Source organism: Nocardiopsis oceani, assembly GCF_054777395.1.
Genome location: NZ_BAAHAR010000014.1, coordinates 1 through 18043 on the forward strand (window position 1 = coordinate 1; position 18043 = coordinate 18043).

An 18043-nucleotide genomic window follows, 5' to 3' on the forward strand; every position below is an offset into this window, starting at 1 on the left:
GCACCACCAGCGCCACCAATATCCAGCCGCTGTGCGCGACCCACAACCAGATCAAGCACCGGTGGTCGGTACGCCAGGACCGCCGCATGTGGTCGGGGCGAAACCGAGGCCGCACCGGAAACCAGGGCTCGGACCCGGATGGGGACCCAGCCCCACCCCCGCACCCGTAACCGGCCACCCCCATCAAGAGCTCCCACCCGCCTGCGCCGGGTCTCTACCCGCGCACGTCCACACTGCCTCCGGATGGCCAGATCCCGACCCGGCCCCGCCCCCGCACCGACACCTGACCCCTGGCCCCGAGCCCTCGCCACCCCGGGGGCCGGGGGGTGAGACCTGGTCCTAGAAGCACGCTCACCCCTGTTCTTGCCTCCAACAGGGGGGTTCACCCACACCCAGACACCAGCCGACCCCCAAACACCAGCCCCCACCCGCCAGCAGGGGTCCGCCACACACCATGACCAGCCGCGACACCCCCAACCGTCACAGCGCCGGCGCAGGGGCAGGCATCGGCCCCCAGGCCGAAGCAGTTCGCAGCAGAGCATGACCGGCCGCGACACCCCCAGGCGTCAACGCTCCGGCGAAGTGGCCATCGACGGCCGCCAGGCCGTGCTTGTGCCGTTGGGGTCCGGCCGAAGGCCGGACCATCGCTACCCCGACCACACCTCCCCCGTTCCTGACAGCCGCCAACCCGCCGTCGCAGCGAAGCGGGTCAAGGTGGAGCGCCAATGACGCGCGAAGCGCTCGATGGCGACGACCTTGACGCGCGCAGCGGAGACGGCCACCATCAAGCGGCAGGAAACGGGGAAACCCGCACCCGCAGGGCAACCCGCACCCGAACCGACTACCTCTCGCCCACCACGGTCCTCCCTGCATTGCCCACTCACAGGCCCTGTTAGCCCCAGGCCCCAGGCCCCGGATCCCAGGCCCCAGACCCTCTCAGCTACAGGACCCCTTACCCACAAGCCCCACCACCCCACATGCACCAACACATATGCCAACACGTGTACCAACCGAACTGAAGCAACTTCAAAGCCTCAAGTCGGCCCTGACAAGCGCTGTCCTCTGGGGCTGGCAGCACGAGGGCGGCGCGGCGCCACGACACGTGCGTGACTGACCTGCGGGGGTTGCCCCTGCTCTCCCCGCGCCAAGCTACTCCCCGCGCCAAGCTGCACTGGGTCATCTGCACCGACGTGGGGGACCGGGTCGCTCAGGCCCGGGCGGCGTGCACCGGCACGACGGTGAGCTCGTCGTCTAGGGCTGCGGCGACGGCGGCCACGCGGGAGTGGTCGTCCAGGGTTCTGGTGAGGTAGGCGCAGGCGTGTCCGTTGCGGAGGGACCACCAGGCGGCCGATCCGCCGATCCCGCCTTTGGCGATCTTGGCGTCGTCCCGCAGGAAACCCAGGGTCCAGGTGAGTTCGGTGCCGAAGACCTCGTCGTGCCCGGTCGCCTGGGGCTTGAGGAACTCCTTGTGCAGTTCGGGCCCCAGGAAGTCCCGGAGCGGCCCCTGTTCGTCGGTGATCCGGGACAGGAACCAGGCCACGGTGGTCGCGCTCGCATGCAGGTTGACTCCGCCGAACACGGACCGCCGCCAGGCCTCGGAGTTGGTGGTCTCCGGGGCCAGGGTGCCACCGGGCACGGCCAGCCAGGGGGCGGCGGGTAGGCGGAGCGGCCAGTCGGGGTCGGCGTACTCCAGGTCGGCGACGCGCGTCAGGTCGTGCTCGGGCACCCCGAACCAGGCGTCCAGTCCCAACGCGGGCCTGACCACCTCGTTGAACACGTCCCCCAGCGTGGTTCCGGCCGCCGCCCGCAGGATGCCGTCGATGAGGTGGCCGTGGGTGAGCGCATGCTCCCCCAGGCGGGTGCCGGGGGTGTATTCCGGGGCGGCCTCGGCCAGGCTCGTTCGCAGGCGGGCGTCGTCCAGCGGGTCCAGCCCCGCGGCCTCGGCCGGGAAGCGCGGCTGACCCGCGCTGTGTGTGAGGACCTGGCGCAGCGTTGTGTCTTCCTTGCCGAGACGTCCGTAACCCTTCCAGTGGTTGGCGATGGGTTCGTCCAAGCTCAGGGCCCCGTCGCGGACGGCGACCAGGGCGGCCAGGGCGGCGAACGGTTTGGACAGCGAGAAGGGCTGGACCAGGGTGTCGTCGTTCCAGGGCCGTCTGCGTTCGTTGTCGGCCCACCCGCCGCTCAGGCGGACCACCTCCCGACCCTCCCGCCAGACCGAGAGCCCCGCCCCGGCCTCCCGGCCGTCATCCACCAGCCCTTGGAAGACCTGGCGCACCCGTTCGAACCCGTCTCCCGTGAATCCGTCGACTCGCACGGCTTCCCCTCCCGCTCTGGCGTGGCGCGGCCCGGCTGGCCGCCCCGGAGATCGAGACTATACCCCCATGGGGTATATATACTCAAGGGTTGCGCGGTGACACAGAAGAGCAAGGGCCGCGGTCGGTGACCGCGGCCCTTGCCTTTACCCACTCTCCGAGGATCCGTGTCCTGCGGGAGTCTCTTGCTCCCCCCGCCAGGAGGAACACCTGGCTGTACGGACTCCCGAGGTCGTGACCTGGGTGGGCCCGGGGGTGGTTCTGTTGTTACTTGCCGCGCAGCTTGTCGAAGAACGAGCTGATGCCGTGGCTGCCGGTGTTCTCGGCCATCAGGCCGTTGCTGTCGTCCTTTTCGCCGGCGTGGGCGCCGGCGGGACGCCGGGTCCAGGCGAAGAACAGCGCAATGAGGATCGCGGGGATGATCGCCAGGGTCAGCAGACCAGCAGCAGAGGGAGTGCCCTCCGCGTCCATCAGACCGAAGCCGGACAGGTCGCTGGTCGCGGTCTCGGCGGTCACGCCGGTCTCGCCCTCGTCCTCGTCCTCAGCGGCCTCGTCCTCACTGACGGGAGCCTCTTCCTGCTCCTCCTCGGCACCTTCCTCGGATTCGGAGGCGTCAGAGGCGGCTTCCTCCTCTTCCTCGTCTTCCTCCTCCTGGGGAAGGTGCTCCTCGGGGATGTCGGCGACGGCGTTCTCGCACTTGTTGTCGGGCTGCTCGAAGGGGTGCGGGGCACCCTCGGTGCCGTGGCCGTCGCCCCATTCGGTGATGAAGTACTCGACGTCGGCGTGGCCGTTGCCACCGCTGACGACGTAGGTCTCGTCGTCCCAGGTCTCGCCCATCATGTCGGCGAAGGTCTGGCCGTCGATGTCGAGAAGGGTTTCGCAGTCGCTGGAGGGATCACCGGGACCGCGGTCTCCGATGAAGAACTCGTACTCCTCGCCCTCGTAGACGATGTACCCCTCGGTGCCCAGCGGCCAGCTCGGGCTGGAGAAGAGGCCCTTCTGCATGGGCTCGCCGCCCGCGGGCATCCCCGTGTCTCCGTTGATGCCGGAACCGTCGTCCCAGAAGTAAGTGGAGGTGACTTCGCCGTACTGAATGGGAGTGTCGTTGCTCATGAAGTAGATAGCCAGGTTGACGTCAGTGGCCGAGAAGACCGTGGACATGGCTGGTCAGAGCACACGGGCGCACAGGGCTGCACTCCGGGCTGTGATGTCCGTCCCGCGTCGCTGGCGGCGAGTGGCGGGTGGGAACGGGGGGCCGGATCGGCTCCGCCAGACAGCTGCGCGTGGATTCGCGCTGCTCGCTCCCGAAAGAAGAGGTCTCGATTCCCTTCCGGCACGCTGGCCGGTCAAGGGCTCGGCACCGGTTCGTTAATGACCCATAACGAACCGGTCACGAAGGACACTAACCCAGGGTTTGGCAAAGTGCCGAAGGATTCCGAGTAAAATGACGGTCCGTGTTTTTACAAGTGCGATTTGTAGTAGGCACGCATCGGCCTTCACTACACGGAAACCCCCTGATGGCAGGCGTTCTCGCATGGCCTTCATGGACTCGGGGGCGCCAACGGGTGGTGCGCGTCATAAACACCAGAAGTCGGCAACGGGGCCGCTTACGCACCGGTAGCCCGGCTGGCCCGCGTGGCAAAGGCCACGCAATCGTGGTATTGGCGAGGGTCATGTGACCGCTTCTGACGCAAAAAAATCCCCGGCGGGTTGCCCCGCCGGGGATGCGTTTTCGGTCAGGTCACTTGTGACCTGCGCTTGAAGCGCTCGGCTCGCCACTCTCCCGACTCCACCACGTCGATGAGCGCGCTCGCGGCATCGTAGACATCCACGTAGCGGAGGTAGAGCGGGGTGAACCCGAACCGCATGACGTCCGGGGCTCTGAAGTCCCCGATCACTCCGCGCTCGATCAGCGCCTGCACGATCGGGTAGCCGGAACCGTCCTCCGGTTGGAGCAGGGCGACCTGGCTGCCACGGCGCTCGTGTTCGGCCGGGGTGATGGAGGCCAGGCCGACGGAGGCGGCCTTGGCGAGGAAGAGGTCGGTCATCACCAGGCTCTTGGTCCTGACCTGGCCGAGGTCGGCCTTGGCCCACACATCCAGGCTCGCTTCGAGGGCGGCGTCGGCCACCAGGGGCTGAGAGCCGCTGAGGAAGCGGGAAACGCCTTGAGCCGGTTCGTAGTCGGGGGCGAAGTCGAAGGGCCTGGCGTGCCCGTGCCAACCGCTGAGCGGCTGGTCGGCGGTGTGGTGGCGGCGTGCCGCGTACAGGAACGCGGGAGCTCCGGGCCCTCCGTTGAGGTACTTGTACGTGCACCCCACCGCGAAGTCCGCCCCGCTGCCGGACAGGTCGACGGGCACCGCGCCGACACTGTGACACAGGTCCCAGATCACCAGGGCACCGTGCTCGTGCGCGAGGCGGGTGATACCCGGCATGTCGCGCAGGACGCCGCTGCGGTAGTCCACGTGGCTCAGGAGGAGGACTGCGACATCGCCTTGGGCGAGGGCCTCGGGCAGGTCGTCGGGGTCGACCCGGCGCTGTTCGGCTCCGGCCAGGCCGACCGCGCCCTCGGTGATGTACAGGTCGGTCGGGAAGTTGCCCGCCTCGCCCAGAACGACCTCGCGGTCGGACATGCGCAGGGCCGCCACGAGGGTCTTGAACAGGTTGGCGGAGGCACCGTCACCGACGACCACCTCGTCCGCATCGGCCCCGACCAAAGGGGCGATCTTGGCTCCCAGAGTGCGCGGCTTGTCCCACCAGCCCGCGTCGTTCCAGCTGCGGATGAGGTCCTGTCCCCACTCGCGTTCGATCATGTCGGCGACCCGCCCGGGGGTGGAGCGGGGTAGTGCGCCCAGGGAGTTGCCGTCCAGATAGATCACGCCCTCGGGAAGGACGAACTCCTCGCGGAGGGCGGCGAGGGGGTCGGCCGCGTCCAGGGCGGCGCAGTCCTCGCGGGTCGTGGGTGTCATCGGGGTCCTGCTTTCTGAGTGGCTGAGGTGGTGTGGGACGTGTCGGGCTCCGGGCTGTGCTGCCCCTAGGCGCTGCTTCCTCTAGATGGTGCTGCGCAGCGACCAGAGTTCCGGGAAGACGTCCTGCTCGGCGTTGCGGGCCAGCCACTTGAGCCCGTTGGAGCCGCCGCTGCCGGGCTTGGCTCCCATCGTGCGCTTGACCGCGACCAGGTGGAGCTGGCGCCAGCGGGTCACCCGCTCCGCCACGTCGACCAGCGCCTCCGCCAGAAGGTAGAGGTCGTTGCCGGGGCGGTCGTCGGAGTAGACCTCGATCCAGGCGCGCTCGACCTCGGCGGAGGGCTCGTAGTCGGAGGTCCAGTCGCGTTCGGCGCGCTCCGGGGGGACCGGGAGGCCGCGGCGGTAGAGCAGGCGCAGCGCGGCGTCGTACAGGCTGGGCCGCTCGATCAGGTCGGTGAGGTCGGAGACGACCCCGCTCATGGCCTTGTGCGGGCGGATCATCGCCGCGGACTTGTGGCCCAGCAGGAACTCGAGCTTGCGGTAGCTGTAGGACTGGAAGCCCGAGGCCTCGCCGAAGGCGTCGCGGAACCGGTTGAACTGGGTGGGTGTCATGTCGCCGAGCAGGCCCCAGGAACTGTTGAGCACGTCCTGCGCGTTGCAGGCGCTGCGCAGCCACGCGACGGCGCCGGGGACGTCATCGGCCTCCAGCGCGTCCCGGGCCGCTTCCCAACGCTCTTGCACGAGGGCGAACAGCAGCTCCATGACCTGGGTGGTGATGATGAAGGCGGACTCGGCGGGCTCGTCGGTGCGCGGGTTCTGCAGGCTGAGCAGGGTGTCGATGCCCACGTAGTCGACGTAGGGCGTGTTGCGGTCGAAGGCCAAGGTGGGCTCGCCCTCGTTGCTCTCGGCCCTGCGGGCACGGGCCGCCGCGGCGTCGACGTCCTCGCTGGGGGCGTACGGACACTGCTGGGCGGACGTGGTGGAGAGCATTGGGAGTACCCCTCGTGTACTGCGCGGCTTCGGTGGTCTCACGCACGGCGCCGCCGACAAAGGGGTCCACGGCGCTGTGAACGCGAGCTCACATGATCGGACAAAAACTCAGCAGAAGGAATGGCCGCCGAGGCCACAGGACGCTAGCTGACCTACCATTCGTAACGGGAAACAACGATGATCTTTGGGAACGGAAAGTATGGCCGCAGAACCGCAATTTCCTCTGGACGGCGTTGACCAGCGGATCCTCAGTGAGCTCCAAGAGGACGGGCGCCTGTCCTTCAACGAACTCTCTCGGCGGGTGAACCTCTCGGCCCCAGCGGTGGCCGACCGCGTCCGTCGGTTGACCGACCGTGGAGTGATCACCGGGTACCACGCGCACGTGGACCCGGCCGCTGCGGGGCTTCCGGTCACCGCGCTGGTGCGGATGGAGTGCTTCGGTGCGCACTGCCTGCTGCGTGAGCGCTCTTCCCTGGAGCTTCCCGAGATCCTCCAGGTCCACCGCGTCACCGGGGACGCCTGCTGCATACTGCTCATCGCCGTGCGTTCCATGGAGCACTTCGAGACGGTCATCGACCAGCTCGCCGAACACGGTCGGCCGTCCAGCACCATGGTCCTGTCCAGTCCCGTTCCGTGGCGGGCCGTGACCGCGCAGGGGGCCTCGTGATCCTGGTCGACAGCCCGGTCTGGCCGGGACCGCGCGGGTGGCGCTTCGCCCACCTGGTGAGCGACAGCTCCTACGCCGAACTCCACTCGTTCGCACGCGAACTCGGGGTCGACCCGCGTGCTTTCGAACGGGACCATTACGACATCCCCGAACACCTGCACGCCCGTGCGCTCGCGCTGGGCGCGGAGCACGTGAGCGGGCGGGAGCTGGTCACACGCCTGCGCACCGCGGGTCTGCGCCGTCCCAGACGGGCCGGGTCCTAGGGAGTGCGCTCCTGAGTGCCCGCCCTCGCGTCAGGGCGGGGGCAGCTCCTCGGGTACCTCATGGGTGAGGCGGTCGACCTCACCCAGCATGTTGGAGCGGGCCCGGGGCTCCCAGCGCGCCCGCCCCTGGGGTGTGTGGAAGATGTGCCGGTGCTCCAGGAGGGTACGCAGCACCCGCAGCCGCCCGGCCCGGAACACCTTGTCGGGGAGGTGCCCGTACTCGGCCCGGACCGCCGCCGTGTAGGCCAGGTATCCCTCGGGGCCGCTCGCGAGGGTGGACAGGTCGGCGTCGGAGAGCACCGCTCCGTCGGCGTCCCACTTCTCGGGAGAGTGGTCCTTGGTGACCGCAACGAGGCGCGCCACCTTCGCGGTCAGGTCGGCCTCCTTGCCCATGAGCCCGAGCAGCCGCTCGGCCAGGACGGCGCTCTCATCCTCGTCCTCCCCCGGACGCCCCTCGTAGACAGCGTCGTGGAACCAGACCGCGTAACGCACGGGTTCGGCGTCGCGCGCTTCCTGCTCGAGGATGTCGACGGCCCTGAGCGTGTCCCACAGGTGGGCGATGGTGTGGTAGCGCCGGTGCGGTTCGCTCCACCGGTCCAGGAGCTCGTCACCCACCGCCCTCGCTTCGTAGCCGGTCCCGGCGAGGCGTTTCCAAGAGGCCGCGAGCAGCTCGACTTCTTCCCCCCGCCTCGAAGAGGAGCGGTCCAACGGGTCCCCGGCGCTCACCATGCGACCAGTCTTCCCGCGCCAGTCCCCCGCCAAAGATCCAGCCTCACTAAAGTGCCGCTCACTGCCGAAGATCAGGTGGCGGTCTCGTCCACCCACCCCGCCTCGTAGGCGAGGATGGCGGCCTGCACCCGGTTCTTCATACCGAGGCGGTTGAGGATGGCGCTCACGTAGCTCTTGACCGTTCCTTCGACCAGGAAAAGCCGTTCGGCGATGTCGGCGTTGGAGTAGCCCGCGCCGACCAGGGCGAGTACCTCGCGCTCCCGTTCAGTGAGTTCGGCCAGGCGCTCCGAGGCCGCGGCCTCCTTGGCCGCGCGTCCGCCGCCGAACTGTGCGATCACCTGCTGCGCCACCTGCGGGGACAGGTAGGCACCGCCCGCGGCGACCGCGTGCACCCCGGAAATGAGTTCTCGCGGGTCACCCGCCTTGAGCAGGAACCCGCTTGCGCCGTCACCGAGTGCCTGAGAAATGTAGGTGTCCTCCCCGAAGGTCGTGAGGATCACGACCTTCGTCTCCGGTGCGGCCCTACGGATTTCGGCCGCGGCCGCGAGCCCGTCCATCCGGGGCATCCGGATGTCCAGCAGCAGGACATCGGGACGGTGGGACAGCACCAGGTCCACCGCCTCGCGCCCGTCGGCGGCCTCCGCCACCACCTCGATGTCCGGATCGCTCTGCACGATCGCCCGCACACCCGCGCGGATCATCGCCTCGTCGTCGGCGACCAGCACCCTGATCACTGCCGTGTCCCCTCCCCTGTCCCGGTGGTCCGGTCTCCTGTCCCGGTGGTCCGGGAAGCATCCCACAACGGCGGATTCAGCGGAGCTCCAACCGCTCCTTGGTCTCCAGGACACCGTCTTCGAAACAGAGCTGGTAAAAGGCCACGTCCCGGTCGAACATCCCCGATGTACCCCGGTAGTGGTCACAGCTCGGGTCGCCCGAGGCGAAGGGTTCGAGTTGTTCCTCCTCCAGCCCCAGTGTGGACTGTGGGAGGACCCCCTCGAGGTCCTCCCGGCTGTCGCCCGCGGAGATCGACTGGTAGTCCTCCGGTGGAAGGGTCGAGTCCACCATGACCAGGTGGAGGCTGTAGTAGACGGCCCCGATCACCAGCGCGACGACGGCGATCGGTGCGACGACCAGGGCCACGGTCCACGGTTGGACCTTGCGGTCGGCGGCCCGCTGGAGCTCGTCGATCTCCTCCGCGCCGTCCTGCGGTTCGGCCACCGCGTCACCGTCCAGCGGCATGACGGCGCACACCTCCCAGCCGTCGCCGCCGGGGCCGGCCGCAAACGTTCCGCCGGTCATCCGGACGCGCTCGCGCAGACCGGTGAGGCCGCGTCCGCCCCCGGCCTCGGCCTCAGCGCCGCGCCTTCCGCTCGCGCCGTTGGCGACCCGCACCTCCAGGCGGGAGTCGTCGGCGGTCAGCCACACGGTCACCCGAGCGCCGGGCGCGTACTTGGTGGCGTTGGTCAGGGACTCCTGCACGACCCGGTAGACGGCGCGGTCCACCATCGGCGGCAGCGCGTCGAGCTGGCCCTCCTGCACCAGACTGACCCGCACCCCGGAGTCGCGGGCGCGTTCGACCAGGGCGGAGACGCTCTCCCCGGCGGGGGCCGTTGGCGCCGGTTCGGACTCGGCCCCAGTACGGAGGACTCCGATGATCTCGCGTAGGTGCGCGGTGGCCGAGACGGCGGTGGCGCGCAGGTCTCCGACCTCCTGACGGTGGCGCTCCCCGAGGTCGGGCGAGACTTCCAGGGCCCCGGCCCGCAGGGCGATCAGGCTGAGTTCGTGCCCCAGGGAGTCGTGCATGTCCTGGGCAATGCGCGAGCGCTCCCGCAGCCGGGCCTGTTCTTCGGTGAGCCGCTGTTCGAGTCGGAGCTGGCGGGCGTGCTCCCACCCGGCGGCGCCGAGGTCGACGTGCTGGCGCCGGTAGACCCCCACCAACCAGGGCAGCGCCAGGCCGAAGGCCAGTACTCCCGCGGAGTTGACCAGGAGTCCGGGGATGTCGTCCAGCCGCGGGACCGCCCAGGCGGTGAGGAACACGGAGATGGCCGCGAAGAGCGCCACCGCGACCCAGCCGCGGTCGGTGCGGCGCCCCGCCAGAAAGGAGACGCAGGCGAGCAGGACGACGATGGAGGCGGCCCCCCACAGGTACACGGCCAGCGCCAGGCAGGGTGCCGACAGGGGGTAGGTGCGGCTGAGCACCACGATCACCCCTGCCAGAACCACGGTCACGGGGACCAGGTCCAGATTGCCGCGGCCCTGGACCGACCAGGCGTGGAACTCGGCGAGGATGACCAGGCACATCCCCAGCCACAGCAGCACGTCGCGCAGGACGGCGCCCCGGGTGGGCCACCCGGGCGCGGGGGCCAGTGCACGGCGCACGCCCCGACGGAGTTCGGCGTAGTCCATGGAACGGAACCTACACAGCTCAGAGCGGTCCGGGCACCCACGAAAGTCAGGTCATGCCCCCTTCTCCCGATAATCCGCCTATCATGGGATGGTTTGTGGCCGAGGGCGAGACGGCACAGCACCACGACACAGAACGAGGTCGGATGTCACCCCTGGAGACCCTACGGCGGATGAACCGGATCGCCGGCTGGCCGCTACTCCTCGCCACCTTCCTGGCGCGTCTGCCCGTGTCAATGACCCTGATCGGGCTGCTCACCCTCGTCACCAGCTCCACCGGCAGCGTCGCCGCGGCCGGCCTCGTCTCCGGTGCGTTCGCACTGGGCGAGACTGTCGGCGGACCGATCATCGCCCGTTTCGCCGACCGCCACGGGCAACGCGCTCCCGTGCTGGTCACCGCGATCGTCGACGCAGCCCTGATCACTCTGCTCGTTGCGGCCATCGTCGCCGACGCTCCGCTGCCCGTCCTGGTCGCTCTCGCCGCCCTCGGCGGACTGTGCATGCCCCAGGTGGGACCGATGGCGCGCACCCGCTGGGTGTACATGATCCGCAGGGGCCCGGAACGGGGCTTGGATCGCGAACGCTCAGTCTCCGCCGCGATGTCGGTGGAGGGTGTGCTGGACGAGACCTCGTTCGTCCTGGGCCCGGCCCTGGTCGGGATCCTCACCCTCACCCTCTCCCCGACCGCGAGCGTGCTCGGCGCGGCCGTCCTGCTCGGGGTGTTCGCGTCCCTGTTCGCCCTACACCCCACCGCCCCGCCCGGTTCGGTCCCGGTGCGCGGCGCCGCTGGGCGGATCACGCACCCGGCCCTGCTCGTGCTCGCCGTGCCGATGTTCTGCCAGGGCCTGTTCTTCGGCGGGATGTCCACGGGGGTGACCGCCTTCGCGGACAACGCGGGGCACGGCGACCTGTCCGGGCTGATGTACGCGGTGATGGGCTCCAGCAGCGCCGTCGCCGGACTGCTGATGGCCTCGCTGCCGGTTGGCTTCTCCCTGACCGCCCGGGTACGCGTGGCCGCGGGCGGTCTGGCGCTGCTCAGCCTCCCGCTGTACCTGGACCACGGGCCGGCGACGCTCGCGGTCACCATGTTCGTCCTAGGCATCGCGATCGGTCCGCACATCGTGAGCCTGTTCGGGATGATCGAGCGCGCGGCGCCGTCCAGCCGCTTGTCGCAGTCGATGGCGATCATCCTGAGCAGCCTGATCCTCGGACAGGCGCTCGGGTCCATGGTCTCGGGCAGCCTCGCCGACAGCTACGGCCACCAAGGCGCGTTCGTCCTGGCCACAGCCGCCGGTGGCATCGCTTTCGCGGTGACCACGCTGGTGGTGCGCGGGCACTGGTACGCGCGGGCCGACGAGTCCGCGCCAGCGGAGGGGAAGGAGCCCGAGACCACGGGGGCGACTTCAGACTGAAGCGGCGTTACTCGTATCCGACGGTCTTGAGGCGCACGTCGCGCTCGCCCAGCTCCTCGACGGCCGAGCGCGGGAGCCGGTCGTCGGTGACGATCAGGTCGAACTCCTCGAGGCGGGCCACCCGGAAGGTCCCGAACTTGCCGTACTTGGTGCTGTCCACCACGAGGACGCTCTTGGAGGCGATGCGCAGCAGTTCCTGCTTGGCGATCACCTTGGCCTCCGAGGGGGTCGTCGAGCCGCGCTCGGCGTCCCAGGAACTGCTCGCGATGAAGGCGAGGTCCACGTTGACCTGGCGGAGGAAGTCGGCGGTGAACTGGCCCACCGAGGAGTGGTCGGAGTGCGACACGACGCCGCCCGTGTGGATCAGTTCGATCCCCGGGTACTCCATCAGGTGACCCACGACGTTGAAGTCGCTGGTGATGACGGTGAGGCCGACCTTGTCGGTGAGCATCGGCACCATCTGCAGGGTGGTCGTGCCCGCGTCGAGGTAGATGGTGAAGTTCTCCCGCACCAAGTCGGCGGCGGCCCGCGCTAGGGCGCGCTTGGCGGGCACTTCCAGCTGGGCCTTGGCCAGGTAGGACGGCTCGCTCTTGAGCCGCGCGGCCAGGCGCACGCCACCGGTGACCGACAGGACCTTGCCGTCGTTCTCCAGGGCCTGGATGTCACGACGCACCGTCATGTGGGACACGGACAGCATCGACGTGAGCTCGTTGATACTCAACACGTGGCGCTCCTGGAGGAGCTTCAGGATGTGCTCTCGCCGCTGGTCCGGGATCATCATTCGCCTCACGCTCGGGGGCCGGCCTTGTGGGTGCCGTGCGGTCACGACACCCGGTAACAAAGTTTCCCAGTTCGGTACGCCTGGAACGGTGCCCCTACGACGTGACCCCGCTCGCAATCGCGGTGTGACCGGCCCTCCACACCGTTCCGCTCGGGGGTCACAGGATGCCTTGGTGGGCGTTTTTCCTGTTTGCGCCACACAGAGCGATGCTTTTTGCCACTCTTGACTGCATGACGTTGTCCATCGCACTACGCGGAGACACCGCACGATTCCCGGGTAACACGCTCCCGGCCCTGCGCTCAGCCTTGCGCGCCGGCGTCGATCTGGTCAAGATCGACGTCCACCTGACCGCTGACGGATACCCGGTCCTTGTGGACGAACGTGTCGTGACCGTCCCGGGTTCCCCGCCCCGCCAGGTCGAGGAACTGGCCCTGGCCGAACTGGCTGCGGCCCGCGACGACGTGGAGCGGCGGGTGCCCACCCTGATGGAGGTCCTCGCTGAGTTCTGTGGTCGGGACACCGCACCCTTACTCATCGACTCGGCCTCACCGGACGCGGCGCTCGCCGCCGACCAGGTCCTGCGCGAACACGGTTTCGGCGACCACGCGGTGTTCACCGGTCCGGCGGAGGCCCTGCAGGCCCTGCGGGCCCGGAACCCGGGCGCCCAGCTGATGCTGGCCTGGGACCAGCCTGGGCCGCCACCGGAGGATATGGCGCGCTCACTGCGCCCGGCGTTCCTTGGAGCGCACTACACCCTGTTGAGCCGGGAAACCATCGGTGAAATACACCGGCACGGCTATCGGGTGGTGGCGTGGACGGTGAACGAATTCCCGGAGATGGCGCGCCTGATCGGAATGGGTGTGGACGCCCTTGCCACCGAACGCGTCGATGAACTGGTGTCGTTGGCCACAGGTCGGGCACAGGGAGCGCCAGCAAAGCACGGACCAGCGGAAACGAACCGGAAATACACGCGCGAAAGAGCCGCCACGGAGCACAGGACCACCTCAGGAACCGGCACGATACGCCCATGAAGAACTTCTCGCACACACCGTCACCATGCGCCACATAATCGCAGCATTCGCCAACGAGTTCTGCCGTTCTACTCTTTTTGTCGCACGTCCATGGATATCCTTGCCTTCCCTCCCTCTTGAAGGCTCACCCCTATCTGGGAAACCGACAAATGACCGCCGACCTCTCCCCTCACGCGCTGCGCACCACAGCCCCTGTCCTGGACTGCGCGGCCCGCCTGTTCAGCGAACACGGATCCCGCGGCATGACCATGTCCGAACTGACCCACCGGATCGCCACCGAGACCGGCACTGACACGGCGAGCCTCAGGCGCGCCTTCCCGAGCAGGTTCGACCTGTCCTATGCCGTGGTTCTGCGTGCCACCCGCGAACGGGTCAACGGCCAACTGGCCGCCGACACCCCCGGCCGGTCGGCCACCGAACGCATGGCCGACCTCGTCCGCAACCACGTGTGCACCGGCTGGAAGCACCGGGCCGCCATCGCGCTGAGCCAGGAGCTCCTGCCGACCCTGCGCGCCATCGACCCCGCCAGACACCGCGAGATCAGCTCACTCCACCGGACCTTCCGCGAGCACATCCGCGAGATCATCGTGGCCGGGGTCGCCGCCAACCACTTCCGCGTCCGCGACACCGGCAAGGCCGCGGACACGGTCCTGGAGACCTTCGACACCCTGCTGCACTGGTACGACCCGGAGGCCGGGCTCAGCCTCAACGACCTCGGAGGGGTCTACGTCGACCTGATCATCCACCATCACCTGTGCTGCCCCCGTTGAGCTCGTACAGGTCCACCGACTCGGCGATCGCCGCGAGGCCCTCGTCGTTCGGGTGCAGGTGGTCACCCGAGTCGTACTCCGCCGCCAAGCGCGTCGGGTCCGCTGGGTCCCGCACGACCGCGTCGAAGTCCCACACCCCGGCGTAGAGCGAGTCCGGGTCGGCCGTCTCCTCGCGCAGGTGGGCGTTGACCTGCTGGCGGGCCTGCTCGACATCGTCCGTGCAGCGCGCCGAGCCCCCGCAGGGCACCAGCGTCCCCACGAACACCACGACGCCGTGCTCGCGCGCCGTCCGGGCCAGGCGCCCCAGCCCCGCCACCACTTCGTCGGAGGAAGCTCCCCAGCGCAGGTCGTTGACCCCCGCGAAGACCACCAGCGTGTCCACCCCGCTCTGTGCGAACACATCGCGCTGCGCCCGGTGCAGCATGCTCACACCGCTGGCGTTCGCGGACACCCCGTCGCCGGGGTAGCCGTCCGTCGCCACCTTGTTTCCAGCGATCCCGAGGTTGAGCACGCCCGGGTTCGGCAAGTCGTCGCTGGCGTGCAGCCGGGCGCTGAGCACGTCCGGCCAGCGCCTGTACTCGTCGCGGCTGGAGTTCAGGCCGTCGGTGATGGAGTCGCCGAAGACCGCCACGGCACCCGGGCCGTCGACCACGTCGATACCGGTGAGGAAGGGCCACTGGTCCACCTCACCGGTGAACGGCTCCCCGGTGCGGTCCAGGGTCTGGTCACCGCTACCGGGCGGGCTCGCGTAGTTCGTGTCCACCGACGCGTAGTGGATGGGCGCCGCGGTCACCCTCTCGGGCAGGTGGATGCTCACGAGGAGTTCGGTCTGCGGGGGCACCAGGATGTCGACCGGGTCGCTGACCAGCCGGCCCCCGGCCGGGATGACCGCGCCGGGCGCCCCGTCGAAGGTGAGCGGGACGGCGGCGCCGTGCGTGGCCGCACCGTCGTCGCGCAGGGATACCGAGGCCGCACCGATGGACACCGGGCGTGAGGCGAAGGTGTTGTCGAGGCGGATCCGCGCCTCGGGTCCACCCGTCGTGGTGCGCACCGCCAGGCGCAGTGTCTGGTCCTCCCAAGGTCCGACCTCGGCGTACCCCGAGGTCGCGCGGGCCCAGGTGCCGGTCCAGTCCTCCGTTCCCGGACGCCCGCCCACGGAGAAGACGTGCAGGTTTCCGTCGTCCGCCTGGACCTCGGGAAGGACGACGTGGTCGATTTCCCGGGCCGGGTCCAACGGCACCGAGCGGGCGTACAGGTGCACGGAGCCAAGGGCGCCCTGCCCGAAACCGGTGGCCGAGTTGGCGTAGGGCAGGGTGAGGGCGGCGTCACCAGCCAGTCCCTCGGCCCAGTCGGGAACGGTGAGGGAGAAGTCCTGCGTGTCGCCGTCGGTGTAGACCACGCTTCCGGTGCCCCGGACGTCGGCCCCGGTTCCGTCGGTGCGGGTACCGGTGGCCAGGAAGGTCAGGGAGCGCATCCGGACAGGCTCGGGGGCGATCTCGAGGGACTGCCCGTCGGCGGTCAGGTGGTCGGGCTCACCCGGCCGGTAGGCGGGGAGTTCGAGTGAGGTGTCCTGTAGGACGACCTCTCCCCCGGAGTTCCACCCGGCCGCCTGGAGCGTTCGGGCGGACAGGCTGTTTCCGGCGCCGTCGAGGTCGGCGGTTCCTGCGGCGCCGTCCTGGGAGATCCCGACCCGGTCGACCAGGTCGGCCAGCGGTTGGGCGTCGACCTCCGCCGGCTCCTGGGAATACTCGGCGGTGACATCCGAAGTGACCGAGGTGTTGAAAGCGACCAGCAGGAGTGCGATCACGACCGTCGCGGAGGCGGCGCGCAGGAGATGGTCCCGAGCCGAGCTCCGCGGACCTGTGCCGTCCGCCGCTGTTCGCCCCCCGTCCACCACATGCCTTCCTCCCCGGTTGCACCCGTCCACCGTCGTGTCCGATGCCCCCGGAGGCGCGGTGGTTGCCGAGATCCACGACACGGTGGCCCGACCGGCGGCCAGTTTAGGGTCTGCGCCGCGGACACACACCATAGGTGACTCCGGACCCGCCGAACGGCGCGCGTCACTCCGCCCCCAGGTCTCTCCGCACGTGGGAAGGGGCGTCCGCCGGCGCCTGTGGTCTCCGCCACCGCGAGAGCCCGAAAGTGCCCCTGGTCGTACCTCCCGGGAAACCTCTCGTACCGGCCCTCAGCTGCCAAAAGCGGCTTAGCGCGCGGAAGTGCGCGTTTTGCACCAGGCGTTCGGGGCAGGGGCCGATCAGGAGGTACCCCCCGTGGAGACCGGAACGATAGTCATCATCGCCATTGTCGTGGTCGTCATCATCGGAGGAGCCGCGATCGCAGCGCGTTTCTCGATCCTCCCGGCCACGCGCACCAACCGGCTCAGGAAGCGCTTCGGCCCCGAGTACGACCGTGCCCTCGAGGCGCACAGCGACAAGGAAGCCGCCGAAAAGGACCTCTCCGAGCGACTCAGCCACCGAGAGAATATCCAGCTCCGCGCCCTCACCGACGACGAGAGAGCGGCGCACACGGACACGTGGACCAAGGTCCAGCAGCAGTTCGTGGACGACCCGGTCAGCGCAGTACAGGACGCCCGCGCCCTCACGGACGCGGTCATGAAGGACATCGGCTACCCCGACCGCGCCTCCGCCGCCGACGGTGGCGCCGATGACGAGAGTTTCGAGCAGCGCGCCAAGGACCTGTCGGTGGACCACCCGTCCGCGGTCGACCGCTACCGCCGCGCGCACGCTGCCGGACACCTGGCCCAGGCGGACCGGACCGCCACCGAGGAACTGCGCGAGGCCCTGCTGGCCTACCGCGGCCTGCTGGACTCCCTCATGGGCGAACTCCCGGGCGACAACGGGTCCCATCGACCCGGGAAGCACCAGAGGGCCTCTGAGGGGGACTGAGCGGCCCCGGCGACACCACTGGACGCGGGAGAAGTCGGCCGAACACGATCCGGGGCGGGAGAAGCCGGCGCCGAGGCGAGGAGACGGAGATGGCAGAGCGCACAACGAGGTCCGGCCGCGGAAAGGGGCCGGAGGAGCCCGGCGACGGGGTGCCCGGCGCCGCGGGCCCCGAAGAGCTCGGGCAAGAGACGGCTGACGCGCCCCAGGAAGCCGAGTGGGTCGATGCAGAGGTGACCGACGCCGAGCCCGACACCACCGCCGGGACGGACACGGGCGCCGGGACCGGAACGAGCCCCGCAACGAACACGACCGGCCGGACTGAACGGCCCCAACCCTCCAAGAAGAGGTCCCAGTCGCGGAAACCCGAGGGTCAGGGAACCCCGGGTCGCCCCGCAACGGGACAGCAGTCCGCGGACGTGACCTGGGATCTCGGTCCGCGCGGGATGCGCCCCGACGAGGTGCGCGACCGGTGGAGCGAGGCCCAGGGCGGGTTCATCGACGACCCCCAGCAGGCAGTGCGCGACGCGGACGCGCTGGCCACCGAAGTGGCGGAAGCGGTGGTGGCGGAGATCGAGAACCGCCGTTCCGAGCTCCGTTCCTCTTGGAGCGACGGCGCCGGCGCGGACACCGAAGCACTCCGCATCTCTCTGCGCGACTACCGGACTTTCGTGAAACGCCTGATCGGTGACCATGACTGACCGGTAACCGTTCCTGGAGACGACGCCGGAAAAGCACAAAGAGTAGCCATTCGGGCAAACGTCACGAAAAGCGAGAGAGTTGACCCACGCCACCCTCGAGCGGGAAATGGAAGGGTGG

The 18043-nt window shown here is 69.4% G+C and carries 16 protein-coding genes; 7 read left to right on the forward strand and 9 right to left on the reverse strand.

Annotated elements, in window-relative coordinates:
• Positions 1-1207: 1207 nt before the first annotated feature.
• The 4 genes from ACYVDG_RS09940 to ACYVDG_RS09955 all read right to left on the reverse strand — a co-directional run bounded on the left by ACYVDG_RS09940 (position 1208) and on the right by ACYVDG_RS09955 (position 6265).
• Positions 1208-2314 (reverse strand): serine hydrolase domain-containing protein, encoded by a 1107-nt coding sequence (locus tag ACYVDG_RS09940; protein WP_460748649.1) that lies wholly within the window; start codon positions 2312-2314, stop codon positions 1208-1210.
• A 265-nt stretch (positions 2315-2579) separates the two neighbouring features.
• Positions 2580-3425: a hypothetical protein gene (locus ACYVDG_RS09945; RefSeq protein WP_460748914.1), complete on the reverse strand. Its 846-nt coding sequence runs from the start codon at positions 3423-3425 to the stop codon at positions 2580-2582.
• Positions 3426-4048: 623 nt separating this feature from the next.
• Positions 4049-5278 (reverse strand): kynureninase, encoded by a 1230-nt coding sequence (gene kynU / locus ACYVDG_RS09950; protein ID WP_460748651.1) that lies wholly within the window; start codon positions 5276-5278, stop codon positions 4049-4051.
• Between the two features lie 81 nt (positions 5279-5359).
• The gene (locus tag ACYVDG_RS09955; protein WP_460748654.1) at positions 5360-6265 is read right to left on the reverse strand and encodes a tryptophan 2,3-dioxygenase; all 906 of its coding nucleotides are present in this window, start codon (positions 6263-6265) and stop codon (positions 5360-5362) included.
• A 199-nt stretch (positions 6266-6464) separates the two neighbouring features.
• Here ACYVDG_RS09955 and ACYVDG_RS09960 point away from each other — a divergent pair, with 199 nt between their 5' ends.
• Positions 6465-6932 (forward strand): Lrp/AsnC family transcriptional regulator, encoded by a 468-nt coding sequence (locus ACYVDG_RS09960; RefSeq protein WP_460748658.1) that lies wholly within the window; start codon positions 6465-6467, stop codon positions 6930-6932.
• The gene (locus ACYVDG_RS09965) at positions 6929-7195 is read left to right on the forward strand and encodes a DUF4031 domain-containing protein (RefSeq protein WP_460748660.1); all 267 of its coding nucleotides are present in this window, start codon (positions 6929-6931) and stop codon (positions 7193-7195) included. Before ACYVDG_RS09960 ends, ACYVDG_RS09965 begins: the two co-directional genes overlap by 4 nt.
• Before the next feature lie 30 nt (positions 7196-7225).
• Here ACYVDG_RS09965 and ACYVDG_RS09970 read toward each other — a convergent pair whose 3' ends face one another.
• From ACYVDG_RS09970 to ACYVDG_RS09980, 3 genes are all read right to left on the reverse strand, one after another.
• Positions 7226-7924, reverse strand: a complete 699-nt coding sequence (locus ACYVDG_RS09970; RefSeq protein ID WP_460748664.1) for an HD domain-containing protein — start codon at positions 7922-7924, stop codon at positions 7226-7228.
• Positions 7925-7995: 71 nt separating this feature from the next.
• On the reverse strand, positions 7996-8658 hold the full coding sequence (locus tag ACYVDG_RS09975) for a response regulator (RefSeq protein WP_460748666.1): 663 nt from the start codon (positions 8656-8658) through the stop codon (positions 7996-7998).
• Between the two features lie 76 nt (positions 8659-8734).
• A complete protein-coding gene (locus tag ACYVDG_RS09980; protein WP_460748669.1) occupies positions 8735-10330 on the reverse strand; it encodes a sensor histidine kinase in 1596 nt (531 codons plus the stop codon).
• Positions 10331-10473: 143 nt separating this feature from the next.
• Here ACYVDG_RS09980 and ACYVDG_RS09985 point away from each other — a divergent pair, with 143 nt between their 5' ends.
• On the forward strand, positions 10474-11739 hold the full coding sequence (locus ACYVDG_RS09985) for an MFS transporter (RefSeq protein ID WP_460748672.1): 1266 nt from the start codon (positions 10474-10476) through the stop codon (positions 11737-11739).
• 7 nt (positions 11740-11746) lie between these two features.
• On the opposite strand, the gene ACYVDG_RS09990 is transcribed toward ACYVDG_RS09985, so the two are convergent.
• On the reverse strand, positions 11747-12517 hold the full coding sequence (locus tag ACYVDG_RS09990) for a DeoR/GlpR family DNA-binding transcription regulator (protein ID WP_460748916.1): 771 nt from the start codon (positions 12515-12517) through the stop codon (positions 11747-11749).
• A gap of 233 nt (positions 12518-12750) precedes the next feature.
• On the opposite strand from ACYVDG_RS09990, the gene ACYVDG_RS09995 reads away from it, so the two are divergent.
• Together ACYVDG_RS09995 and ACYVDG_RS10000 are read left to right on the forward strand one after the other, a co-directional pair.
• Complete coding sequence (locus ACYVDG_RS09995) at positions 12751-13551, forward strand: glycerophosphodiester phosphodiesterase (protein WP_460748675.1); 801 nt, start codon at positions 12751-12753, stop codon at positions 13549-13551.
• A gap of 149 nt (positions 13552-13700) precedes the next feature.
• A complete protein-coding gene (locus tag ACYVDG_RS10000) occupies positions 13701-14321 on the forward strand; it encodes a TetR/AcrR family transcriptional regulator (RefSeq protein ID WP_460748677.1) in 621 nt (206 codons plus the stop codon).
• On the opposite strand, the gene ACYVDG_RS10005 is transcribed toward ACYVDG_RS10000, so the two are convergent.
• Positions 14290-16218 carry a GDSL-type esterase/lipase family protein gene (locus ACYVDG_RS10005; RefSeq protein WP_460748680.1) on the reverse strand — a complete coding sequence of 643 codons (1929 nt, stop codon included), beginning with the start codon at positions 16216-16218 and terminating at the stop codon, positions 14290-14292. The two genes, ACYVDG_RS10000 and ACYVDG_RS10005, sit on opposite strands and share 32 nt — an antisense overlap.
• 373 nt (positions 16219-16591) lie before the next feature.
• Here ACYVDG_RS10005 and ACYVDG_RS10010 point away from each other — a divergent pair, with 373 nt between their 5' ends.
• Together ACYVDG_RS10010 and ACYVDG_RS10015 are read left to right on the forward strand one after the other, a co-directional pair.
• Positions 16592-17227 carry a hypothetical protein gene (locus ACYVDG_RS10010; RefSeq protein WP_460748683.1) on the forward strand — a complete coding sequence of 212 codons (636 nt, stop codon included), beginning with the start codon at positions 16592-16594 and terminating at the stop codon, positions 17225-17227.
• An 89-nt stretch (positions 17228-17316) separates the two neighbouring features.
• Positions 17317-17925, forward strand: a complete 609-nt coding sequence (locus tag ACYVDG_RS10015) for a hypothetical protein (RefSeq protein ID WP_460748685.1) — start codon at positions 17317-17319, stop codon at positions 17923-17925.
• Positions 17926-18043: the final 118 nt, after the last annotated feature.